An 11,974-nucleotide genomic window follows, 5' to 3' on the forward strand; every position below is an offset into this window, starting at 1 on the left:
CAGAGGAAACGACTGACGACGATATTCTGACGGCGATGCGTGAGTCCGAGTTTCCGGCAGTGACCGCTCGGTGGGTCGCAGATACGATTGGAATGAAGCGGCGGCCAGTGCATCTGCGATTTGAGGACCTTCAATTATCAATGACGTAGATATTGAACACCCCCAATAAGAATCAAGGCGAGTGAGAGCAGTGACAAAGCTAACTGAGGAATACCGAACCAGAATGGTGTCGCTGGGACAATCGCTCGAAGGAGAACGAGGAGTGATGAGAGGACCGGGATGTCATTCCCTGGTGTAACGATTAATGACGTATCCGAACTGTATTGTGGTCCACCGACTGTTTCGCCCACCGGGAGTCGGTCCGCTTCATACGGGATCCGTGGTGTTCTTGTACTCCATACGACTTTGCCTTCGGAATTCACTTCGACGATCCGTCTGTTTAGCGTGTCGGTGATGAGCGTATTTCCATTTGGCAGTCGATCAGCGTCACGTGGCCAATTAAATTCGACGCCACTAGCACTTCCTACCGTCCAAACAGGACGCCATTCCCCACTCTCGGTACGGTGAAGTTCAACAATACGGTCATTGTCACTATCGGCAACGAGTACGGCACCGTCTCCTATCCACTGTGGATTGTGTTGATGATTAAGCACAGAGGGATCACCACAACGAACATCGCCATCATTGTCATAATCCGCTAACTGGCCCGATCGTCGACAGCTTTCATCAGAGCTTGTTGGAGTATCCTTGTTAATTACCTCGACAACACCTTTGCCTCGTTGAATGACCAATAATTGGTTTGTGTTCCGAATCGAAATCAGATATCGACCATCACCAATGACGTCGACATCGTTGATGTGCAGCCAGTCCGACTTTGTTGGATCACTTGGCGCATCGTAGAATGAACGCCCATTCCATTGCCACGTGACTGCCCCATTTTTTACCGTAAAGATGCGCTCGTGTTCCATATCGGTCATCAGGTATTCCCCTGACGGGAGGCGCTCGACATCGTGGACCTCACTATCCTTTTTGTCACGAACTGAGAAACTATATTCCGAGATGACATGGGGGGTGGGTGTGGGATCAATCACACGAAATCCGGAGCGTGAACATGGAGATTCATACGGAGCACATTTCTGATATCCCCCATCCATAAATCCTGCCAATACCGTTCCATTGCTCGTCTTCGTCACGTCGAAATAGCTACCTGCGCTGGCTTCGCGCCATGTCACATTCCGCCCAGTCAAAAGATACACACTTCCATACTCGTGCCAACCAGGCCCGCCACCTTGTGAACCTACTAAAGTTCGGCGGCTATCGCTATCACCGACGGAACCAATCTCTGGCGCAAGGGCCCCGCTGACTACTACAGTCAATACGAAAAGGATGACACCGATTACGACGAGCCAGGTACCTTGACGGCGGGGATTCATTATATTTCGTACTCTGAGATGTCGCAAAGGGTTTCCGATCCCTAATAGGTGATACAAAACCTGCAGGCAATAGGCCGATACCGAGCGATCATGACGGAGACCGATTGAGAGCACGTTCGTGATGAGAGCGACCCCTCGAACCAACAGCGTGATCAGGCCGTCTATCGGGTGAGTAAGCGAATCACCGAGAAACTCCCAAAGGACATTGCTGTGCTTGCTGAGCACCGACGCGACAAACTCGAAGAACTCCGTGAGATCGTTTGTGAGGAAGTCGACGAAGGGTAGATGGTCGTATCCAATGTGGGCACAGACATCTGTGACATCGTCCCCCAGAGTGAGCCCCATTGAAACGGGATAGACGAACTGAGGGGTAATTATCTACCAATAATAGTAGGAATTATTATTCTTATAGAGCGTCTCTTTGTCGTCAATGACGAACTTCGAATACCGATCACCACGAACCCCGCTTGGCCTACTCGTTGGAGCGTGGGCCATTTGGTCGCTTTTTGAGATTTAGACGAGCGGAATTGATTGACAGAGTGGTGGTGCTATCGCGACTGTTGGGGTATTCACAGCAGTCTGTCTCGGATGTCTCGTGTGGGCAATTGGTGCAACGACTGGTGATTCTTTGGAGCGACCGATCCCGTATCGGCGGCTTATGCAGCTCTTGGAATCGTGTTTCTCGGTGTACTCGCTCAATCACTACAATTAGACGTGGCACCGACTCGCAAACCAAAAATTCAGGCCCTCCTATACAGCAGAACTCCTTACCCCAAATCCACTGCCCGCTCTAATGCCGCCACACTCCGCGTCGATTACGAATAGTCCTCGCGTTACTTCGAAACACGATTTGTGATTACCAACTCACTCGGATCAACCGCTCCACGCTCAAGGCGATTAACCCACGACCGCAATTCCTCACAAACCGCCGCTGGATCTCGATACTCATCCACCGCTTGAATCAACGCTTTCTGTGTATCATCGATATTAAACCACTTGTCGATCCTTTCTGATTATCGGCTCGGTATCGGAACGACAAGAGCCGTCTATGTGGCGGCGTCAATAGCGTTCTCAAGATCAGCGATGATCTGTCCAGGGTCTTCAATACCCACCGAGAGCCGGACAAGATCATCTGTGACGCCGGAAGCGGCCTGTTCAGCGTTTGTAAGCTGTTGATGGGTTGTACTAGCTGGATGAATGATGAGTGTCTTTGCATCACCGACATTAGCGAGCAAGCTTGCCAGCTCTGTCGATTCAACGGTTTTTCGTGCAGCGTCGTATCCATCCGCGAGACCGAAAGTGATCATGCCACCATAGCCGCCCTCGAGGTATTCGGTAGCCGTATCGTGGGTTTTGTGGGAAGAGAGACCGGGGTAGTTCACCCACGCAACATCCTCATGATCCTGGAGGTACTCGGCTACTGCCATTGCGTTCTCGCAATGACGGTCCATCCGAAGGGAAAGTGTTTCGAGTCCCTGGAGAGTTTGCCAAGCGTCGAAGGGCGCTTGTTGGTTCCCAAGATCGCGGAGTCCACGGGCAATCGCAGCGTATGTGAACGCTTCATCCCCGAATGTTTCCGCGAAGTTGACACCGTGATATGCAGGGTTATCTTGAGCAATCTCACTGTATTTTTCTGGATAATCGCTCCAAGGGAATGTGCCACCATCAACAATCACGCCACCAATGGTGGTGCCAGAACCATGAAGCCATTTTGTAGTTGAATTCCAAACGAGATCCGCGCCATGTTCGAGTGGACGACAGAGGTAGGGTGTCGCAAAGGTATTGTCGACGAGTAAGGGAACGCCGTGGTCGTGAGCGATGTCGGCAATCTGCTGGATATCGGGTGTATCGAGGGCTGGATTCCCGATCGTCTCAAGATGGACGTAGGCAGTATTGTCGTCGATGGCTTCGTCGTATTCCTGATAGTCGAGTGTGTCAACGAATTTGGCTGTGACACCTCGGCGTTCGATTGAATGGGTGAAGTACGTGTAGGTGCCTCCATATAATGAGGAGGCCGTGACGATATTATCGCCAGCTTCAGTCAGCAGGAACGTTGCGAGGTTCAGCGCAGCCATCCCAGATGCAGTGGCAACGCCTCCTACACCGCCTTCAAGAGCGGCAAGCCGGTCTTGGAGTGTTTCAAGAGTCGGGTTCATTAACCGGGAATAAATGTAGCCAGGCTTCTCGAGCGCAAACTGGGTTGCTGCATCTTCACCATCTTCAAAAACGTATGAAGTGGTTTGATAGAGTGGCGGCGCTCGTGCCCCAGTCACAGGATCAGGATCTTGGCCTGCATGTAGTGAGTCAGTAGCGAATGAACTATCAGTAGGATCGTCGCTCATACATTCCCAGATGAAACCCGAGATATTATGTGAACGTATTAAGGGAAAGATTGCCGAGATCGTTGACAGCATTTTAGGCTGCCAATCGTAGTCACCAATTCGTTCAGATCAACCGCCCCACGCTCGAGTCGATCGACCCACGATCGTAGTTCCTCACAAACCGCTTCCGGATCGCGATACTCGTCTACCCCTCGAATCAACGCTTTCTGCGCATCATCGATGTACGACGGCAGACTGCACTGGCGACACTCGATGGCCCGATACTTGTACTCATCCTCACCAGCAACCTTCCCGAAGTACTTCGTCAACGCACCAGCATCGGAATCACGCAACGGAACAAACGCAATCACTCGGGTACTGTGAGGTGTAACGAATCCTTCTTTTGTGCATTACACTGACCGCTCGGAGTGCGTGACGACAGTGTAACGCTGGCTTTCACTGGACTGAGAACTCGCCTATTGACAGTACTCATCGGTCACGTCTTTGAGGTGCACAACCCCTTCCGGAACGCGGTAGGCCGCGACGACGGTTCGATCGGCGTCCGGCGAGTTCACGGTCTTGTCGACAGCGTAGCCGACGTACGTGCAGTCATCGCGGGTGAATTCGACGATCGAGTAGCCCCAGTTGTGGCTGTCAAAGAACTCGATATGTGGGTTCATCGCCGGAATAAGCCACGAAAACAACGGTTCGGTGAGCTTGTTTCGCCACCCGCGGGTCAGGTGAAGTGCCTCAGCAACGTTGAGCGAGGTGACCGCAGGCGTCATGAACTCGACGCCGCAACGCTCGCCTTGGGCGACGCCCTCGCCGCCCGTGACGCGACCAGGATAGGAGGTCTGCTGATACGCAGCAACGTAACAATGGAGGTCGCCGGTGAGCGTGACGAAGTTGTCCACGTCCGCAGCGGCAACCGTCTCCATGATACGCATGCGTTCGCGGGTATATCCGTCCCACCCGCCTTGAACCGGGTAGATCGAGAGCGGTCCAGACCCCAACCGAAATGGGACGGTCAGTACCTCGTCAGCCCACACCGTCCACGTTGTCTCTGATTCGGTAATTGTGTCAATGAGCCACTCGCGCTGCTCGATGCCGAGCATGGTTCGTCCGGGGGGTTCGCGGTGCGGGCCTACATTGTCGACTGTGGGGATGGCCTCGCGCGGTGGATCCCGGAAGAGTCGCTCGTCAGTCAAGATGAGCGTCATGAGATCACCAACTTTGAATGACCGCCAGAGCTGAAACCGGTCTTGAAGTTTCTCGCCGTTTGGGTCGTACTCGACGCGGGCAGGCATGAACTCCCACCACGCATGCATTGCGTCGGCGATAAGCGTGGTCATGAACTCCGGATCGTCACCACGTGGGTGGTCACCGGCAGGTGCGTCAGTCTCCTTGTCCCAGTAGAGATCGTTTATCATCTCATGGTCGTCCCATCCGGCGATAAGTGTGTGTGACTCCAATGCCTCCTGCAGGAACTGGTCGCTGCGATATGTGCGATACAGATATCGATAGTCCTCAAGATTCCAGACACGGTCGTTGCCACTCGGCAGCGACTTCTCGCGATTGGGGTAATCGGAGGAGCCAAGGCCTTTGAAATGGCCCGCATCAGACTCGTAGACGAAGTCACCGACGTGAATGAGGAAGTCCACGTCCTCTGAGGCAACATGGTGGTATGCGGGGAAGTAGCCGTTGAGGAAGTTCTGACAGGCAAGTACTGCAAACCGTATTGACTCCGGCGAGTCATCGGGATGTGGCAGCGTCCGACACCGGCCGATTCGGGAGGCGACGTCGCGGTAGATGAATCGATAATGATACTCGCGATCTGGTTCGAGGTACTCGTCGAGATCTACCTTCACCGTGTGATCGTGGGCTCGAATCCCTACTGTATCTGTGATCAGGCCGTTGTAGACGATATCATCCATCCCCTCGTCGTGCGCAACCTGCACGGCGAGTGATTCCTCGTCGGTGAACACATCGGGCGCGATACGTGTCCAGAGGATCACACCGGTCGAGGTCGGGCCGCCGCTCGCCACGGACTGTGGGAACGTTCTAGTCGGATCGACTTGGGAGTCGAACTCGAATTCGGGCCCGTTACCCGCGTCCATGGGGTTGGTCGCCACTGCCAAATCGTGCGAGTCAAGTTCGGAGAGCAGTTCTGAATGATCATCTTCCCCACGGGACGGCACATCCCGTCCGTCCAAGCCGATTCCGTCAGGCATGACTTCCGGTTTGCAATCGAGCGATTTCGTCGTTATGGCTATTATTTCGTCACAATTCGGAATGCCCATTTGTTTCAGTAGTATAAGAGTTACCTTACAGTCAGCCCGTGGTTTCGTTCGTAGTGTCGGTCACGACGGGTGTGACTACTCAGCGAGAAAATATTAACGGAGAAACTTGTTTCGAACCGACCGCACTCGTCGAGGAGGACTGGTACGTTGAGACGCTGGAAACTGCATCCAGCGTGGGGGGCGACCGAGAGAAGTGGAATCGGATTACTTCCACCCTACATTTGGCCAAGAAACATTGATTGCGACCGAGTCTGCATTGCTGGGTAATGGAAATAAATCTCGAATCATTCTCTGTGGAATGCACTGAGTGTGATATGGATGAGGATGCGGACGATTATTCGTCACTAGAGAAATTTGCCCGTAAACATGTCGAACACACTGGTCATAACATTCGATGGGTACAGGGTTCGGCAGTGCCAGAGGTCTCGGTATCAGAATCGACCGACTATCGCCTTCGATGTGAAACTTGCAACGAGTCGTGGTCATTCGACTCACGACATGAAGCTGAAGAGTTCCAATCGGACCACGCGGAGTATACCGACCATGAAACAGTTGATGAAATCGAGACAGAAGAATCTTGGACGGCCCACTGTGGCGATTGTAGGACAATGCAAGAGTTTGCAACCCAATCCGAGGCAAACGAGTGGCGAGACGACCATCGAACCGAAGACCATCGAACTGGAATCAGAACAGTATTTGGAACAATTCGTGAGCAACAGCCGGAGTCAGCACAGGCTGATCCAACTCTCGTCGAGACCGGACAGTCAAAATCGCAACGAGATCGAATAAAGAACATCAGAGAACTCATCTCCAAACTCGAAAATGAATGCGACGACGGAGCACCCGTGCCCTTCATCGTAATCGAAGCAGAGATGGTTGGGATGACACAATCTAAAGCACAAACAGAGCTTGAGAAGCTCAAACAGAAAGGAGAGGTCTACGAACCACGCTCAGGATTTGTACGAACGACATAGAGTCGATGGCTGAACGTAATCCAGACACTGTTCAATTGAAATTCGAGAATGGGAGCCTCGTTGAGCAGATGCCAGAAAAGTTCTACCTCCACGTCAGAACAAAGGCTGACGTGGACGCTCCCGAACCACGCGAGAACGGAACGGTTCTCGGTGTGGACCTCGGGATCGAAAACTTTGTCGTCACTTCGACCGGCGTGTTTTGGTCGGCCTCCGAACTTGACCACTGGCACCGTGAATACGAAAAGCGCCGTGCGTCGCTCCAACAGTGTGGGTCTCGCTATGCTCACGAGAATATGCAAGCGGTCGGTTTGAAAGAGACGGGCCGATTCAAACAGCTCTTGCACCGCGTTTCGAACGAACTGGTTGATGAAGCCGACGAACGCGGCTGTTCGCATATCGCGTTCGAGGACTTAACCGATATCCGTGACCGGATGCCCGGCGCGAAACGGCTTCACACATGGGCATTTCGGCGTCTGTTCTCCTACGTCGAGTACAAGGCCGAAGAACGCGGTATCACGGTTCAGCAGGTGAACCCGGCGAATACCTCGCGTCGGTGTTCGTCGTGTAGCTTCACTCACGAGGATAACCGTCCGTCGCAGGATACGTTTGAGTGTTTGAAGTGCGGCTATGCGAATCACGCGGACTACAACGCGGCGAAGAACATCGGTTACAGGCTCCTTGGCACGCAAACCGCTGGCGAAGGAGGCGCACCCGTAGGCGTGCGCTTGAACACCGGGATAGTGAACGCGAACGGCGTCACAGCCGTACCAACGTTGGTTAGAGCGTGAGTCCACGGTGAATTCCACGGCCGTTATGCCGTGGTAGCTTACTGCTTGTATCCTATTGGAGTAGCCGTCGTTCTATTCTTGCCGTTTCAATTGAATCCTTGCGTGCAGCATACAAGTGACGGACAGCACCAGCGGTGAACGCAAGCGCCCCCAGAATCATCGGCGTATCCCCGAATGTCCGCGCCCACAACAATGTCTGGATGTGTGGCTGCTCGTAGAATTCGAGGCTCCGCGCGGTGGCATAGCCATCCGTGTAGACCGCCCGAAGTTGGGCGAATCCGACCGGGAGCAACGATGCAACGACCATGATTGTGAGCCCAATGTTCATAAACCAGAATGATACCCGGAACCACGTCGGATCCCATACTGCCTCGGGCGTAACGACACGCAGAATGTACGTTCCAAGCCCAAGTGCAAGCAGACCGAACGCTCCGAATGTCGCCGCGTGGGCGTGAGCGACGGTGAGATAGGTTCCGTGTTCATAGTAGTTGATTACGGGGAGGTTGACGAAGAAGCCGAGTACACCGCCACCGATGAAGTTCCAGATACTACTACCCAGGATGAACAGAAGCGGGATTTTGTAGGGAAATGACTCACCCTGAGATTTTAACGACCGGTATTCGCCAATGCTTCGATACAGAACGAACACGAGTGGGACGAATTCAAGCGTTGAGAACGTCGTCCCAAGCGGCACCCAGAAATCAGGGAGGCCAACCCACCAGTAGTGATGCGAGACGCCGACGATACCCGCTGCCATGATCGCAAATACCTCAAAGACGATCGCTTTCTCAGCGTCCTCTTTTTCTAAGAGCTGCATCGATACGAGGGCAACAGAGATGATGGCGATTACGAAGAACTCGAAGATGCCCTCGACCCACATGTGGACGACCCACCAGCGCCAGAATTCCGTTACCGCCATGTTCGTCTCTGGAGTATAGAGCATGCTCGCGCCGAATAGCAGTCCGATCGAACCACCTGCATATACCAAGAAGTGTCCGAGCCCAGCGAGCGGTTCATCTAGTTGGCGAACACTCCGAAGTACTAATCCTGTCCAGCCAGCGAGCCCACCAAGCAACAGCAGTTTCCAGAGTCGACCCACCTCGAGATATTCAAGCCCTTCAGAACCAAGCCACCACCAGAGGTCGCCCTCTTCAGGTGAACCGAAGTTACCTCGTATTCCGAACCACACTCCTGCGAACGCGCCAACGGTCGTGGTTACGAGCAATCCAAGCAGCACCGACGCTCCCGTAGCCTGCCACGGCGGATCGCGATCGCTGAACAGCCCAGGGAGAAAGAGCCCCCCAGCAAGCCATAGGGTCGTTATCCAGAGAATTGCGAGGTTGAGATGCCACGTTCGAACTGTCGCAAATGGCAACAATGAAACGAGATCGATTCCGAGCATCTCTTCAATCCGGAAAAAGCCGGTTCGTTCGACGTAATAGTGCGCGAGAAGCGCCCCAGTAAGTACCTGCACGGCGAACAGCGCCCCAGCAACAGGGACGTACCACGCTGCAGCATACTGCGTTGGTGTGATCGACACCGAGTCAGGCGATGGAATGTCGATGATATCGGTCGTTGGTTCGGCGAAGTCAAGCGAGTGGTATGCCCACACCCCGAGACCACCGCCGAAGATAAGCAATAGGACGCTGATCGTGCTCCAGACCAACACCTGACCGGTGGGACGGTTCCCGACCGCAGGTTCATACGGCCAGTCGTTCGTATATGAGTGCGTTGAGTCTGGTCGGTTAGTGTGTGCGATCCACGCCGTCCAAACAGCGAAGTCGGCGATACGCTCGGCCTGTTCGGGCGTCTCAACGAATTCTGTCGGAATCCCCCGTTCGGGGTCACCTTCGTGGTACCGCTCGATGTACTGTTCACGAATTCGACGGTGGGCATACGCTTCAGCGGCTGAATATTGAATGGTCGATCCATCTGGAGCGTCGGCGTCAAGTTCTCGTTTGACGCGTTCTTCGATAGCGACTCTTTCAGCGTCATCGAGTGCCGTAACTGACTCCACTCCCTGTTTTCGTGCATAGTACTTCTGCATGAACTCAGCCTTGAGGTGCAGAGCGTCAGCTGTAAGATCGACTCCGAAATACGATCCGTTGCCGAGGATTGACCCCTGGTTCATTAGCCCATTGGCCTGGAACAGCTTCTTCCCCATCCGGACCTGTTCGACGGTGGCGACAATGTCTCCATTTTGGTCACGGATTTCATCGGGAATTGGCGGCGCATGCTGATAGGACTTCCACGCTCCCAGACCCATTCCTACGAGGTTGGCGATGAACAGTGCAATGAGCACTGTCGAACCAGTCAGCTTCGAGCTAAGTGTCTCGAAGTCAATATCCTCTTCTCGGATATCTCGTACGATCTCCGGAAAAGCACCGACGAGTCCCTTATCTGGAGATCCGTCTGCATCCTCACTTTGCATGGCAAGCAGGTGGGAGGCCAGTTTAACTAGGATGCGTTCGAAGGCAGGATCGATTCCTTCACCATTCGATAGTATAGCCATCACAGTAACTGCTACTGCCGTGGCGGGTGGAAGGTGTCGCTGCTCTGCGTTTACGTCGGTCGTCCGTGTTTCTTCCACCAATTGCGGTAGGTTCTCAACGAGCAGTTGTTCGACCTGCAGAGCCGTGTCAACAGCGTCTTGCTCTAGAAAGTCGTTGACAGAATGAACCCGATTCTCATTACCGTCAATCACGAACCGGGATAGCACCTCCGTCAGGGTACTCTCGACCGAACGATTGACGTCTGCCTTCGAATCTCCCGAGAGTTCGGCAGCGATACGTTCGAGCGATTGCGTCGTTTTCTCGGTGGTTCTCAAGGTTAATTGGTTTTGAACCTCCTCGAGGAGATGATCATTGAGACGGGATTTCTCTAAGTCATATCGACGCAAGAAGTTCTCAAGCGCACGATCATCCGAGAATTTGAGATCGTCACTCGGCTCGTACTGTTCTAAAAATTGGGTAACAGAGTACTCGATCGCATGAGACGTACGTTCGTTGATGAATTGATCAATCAGCGTTGGAATCTCGGCGACTGCTTCTGTCCTTGCACTGAATTTGTCCTTCAAATAGGTAGTTGTCTGTTCCCGTAGCGACGAGACTTGTTCTTGATCAGGGGTCAATACTTTACGTGAGAGACGTTTTTTGATGGACATGGTTTATAATATTATTTAATTTACCATTTTCCACAGACACTACTATGCAGCACCATGTAAACGTGTGGGTTGGATACAATCAGTACAACACTCAATTCAAACAGTTCCCACCCACGTCGGTGAACTAGTGGACTAACGAAAGGATGCGGCAAAGGCGCGTGCTCACGACCGACAACAACTCAGTAGGCTCGAAGACACGGTCGAGACTATGCAAGCCGACATCGACGACTTCACCGACGCAGAAGAGAAGAACAGTCGCGTGCGGGCGTCGGTCTCGCGACTGATCAATCTCGTGCGAGACTACGAGACTGAAGAGAGTGTTGACGGCGACTCGCCGAACCTTGTCGCAGAACCCTCGAATACAGCCAACTCTTCGAGACAGTCCAGCGCTCGGAACAGAATACTGACGTCAACTTCCGTGAGAAGCGCGCCGAGAGTCAACAAGTCGAGGACAAGTACCTCAATGTCCTTGAGCACGCGAAGAACGTCGCCAAGACGAATGACGTGATGGTTGCACGGTTGGGCTTTCGGGAAGTCATGACCCACTATGGATGTGCGTACAAGAACGACGGCTATCGGGTAATGGAGGAGATGGCCGAACGGGTGCCCGGCGTGTGTTACAAGGAATCTCGAACGTTGTCGATCGACGACGCCATGGGCGTTGGTGGTCATCACATTGAGATCACGTTCGCGCATCCTGATCTGGCGGGGTGGATGCGAGCCCACGAAGCTAACGCGGAAATAGAGAACAGAGGACGCTAATTATAGCGTTGTAATCACGGGGGTTCGCAGAACCCCCACTTGGGCGGAACCACCACACGAGATTCACACCGCACTGCCGGTGAAACATGGTGGTAGTAGTTGGTTGATTACGGTGGAGTGCGTCATTTTCTGCGAAACAGAGGGGGTCGCGTTCGCGATCCGCCTCTATTACAATGGTATAATTGACGACTCCCACTAGCTCGAGGACGGCCTGAGTGAGGACGTGCCGACAT

Annotated in this window: 7 protein-coding genes and 1 pseudogene; 3 read left to right on the forward strand and 5 right to left on the reverse strand. The window is 53.4% G+C overall.

All coding sequences use genetic code 11. The features are described 5' to 3' along the window. Nucleotides 1–137 precede the first annotated feature (137 nt). The 3 genes from LIX15_RS21495 to LIX15_RS21505 form a co-directional block, all read right to left on the reverse strand. Nucleotides 138–1,778 carry an aryl-sulfate sulfotransferase gene (locus LIX15_RS21495; RefSeq protein WP_368410706.1) on the reverse strand — a complete coding sequence of 547 codons (1,641 nt, stop codon included), beginning with the start codon at nt 1,776–1,778 and terminating at the stop codon, nt 138–140. 701 nt (nt 1,779–2,479) lie between these two features. Then, nucleotides 2,480–3,775, reverse strand: a complete 1,296-nt coding sequence (locus LIX15_RS21500; protein ID WP_227777400.1) for an O-acetylhomoserine aminocarboxypropyltransferase/cysteine synthase family protein — start codon at nt 3,773–3,775, stop codon at nt 2,480–2,482. A 455-nt stretch (nt 3,776–4,230) separates the two neighbouring features. Then, nucleotides 4,231–5,985, reverse strand: a complete 1,755-nt coding sequence (locus tag LIX15_RS21505) for an alkaline phosphatase D family protein (RefSeq protein ID WP_227777401.1) — start codon at nt 5,983–5,985, stop codon at nt 4,231–4,233. Nucleotides 5,986–6,662: 677 nt separating this feature from the next. Here LIX15_RS21505 and LIX15_RS21510 point away from each other — a divergent pair. Then, nucleotides 6,663–7,028, forward strand: a complete 366-nt coding sequence (locus LIX15_RS21510) for a hypothetical protein (protein WP_227777402.1) — start codon at nt 6,663–6,665, stop codon at nt 7,026–7,028. Between the two features lie 2 nt (nt 7,029–7,030). Continuing rightward, nucleotides 7,031–7,816 (forward strand): annotated as a pseudogene (locus LIX15_RS21515) (RNA-guided endonuclease InsQ/TnpB family protein); the annotation flags it as partial. A gap of 52 nt (nt 7,817–7,868) precedes the next feature. Here LIX15_RS21515 and LIX15_RS21520 read toward each other — a convergent pair. After that, nucleotides 7,869–10,643, reverse strand: a complete 2,775-nt coding sequence (locus tag LIX15_RS21520) for a nitric-oxide reductase large subunit (protein WP_227777403.1) — start codon at nt 10,641–10,643, stop codon at nt 7,869–7,871. 636 nt (nt 10,644–11,279) lie between these two features. Further along, nucleotides 11,280–11,456, reverse strand: a complete 177-nt coding sequence (locus tag LIX15_RS21525) for a hypothetical protein (RefSeq protein WP_227777404.1) — start codon at nt 11,454–11,456, stop codon at nt 11,280–11,282. Nucleotides 11,457–11,486: 30 nt separating this feature from the next. On the opposite strand from LIX15_RS21525, the gene LIX15_RS21530 reads away from it, so the two are divergent. Further along, the gene (locus tag LIX15_RS21530; protein ID WP_227777405.1) at nt 11,487–11,741 is read left to right on the forward strand and encodes a hypothetical protein; all 255 of its coding nucleotides are present in this window, start codon (nt 11,487–11,489) and stop codon (nt 11,739–11,741) included. Nucleotides 11,742–11,974: the final 233 nt, after the last annotated feature.

Origin of the sequence: Haladaptatus pallidirubidus (assembly GCF_020700235.1) — an archaeon.
Taxonomy (GTDB): Archaea; Halobacteriota; Halobacteria; order Halobacteriales; family Haladaptataceae; genus Haladaptatus; species Haladaptatus pallidirubidus.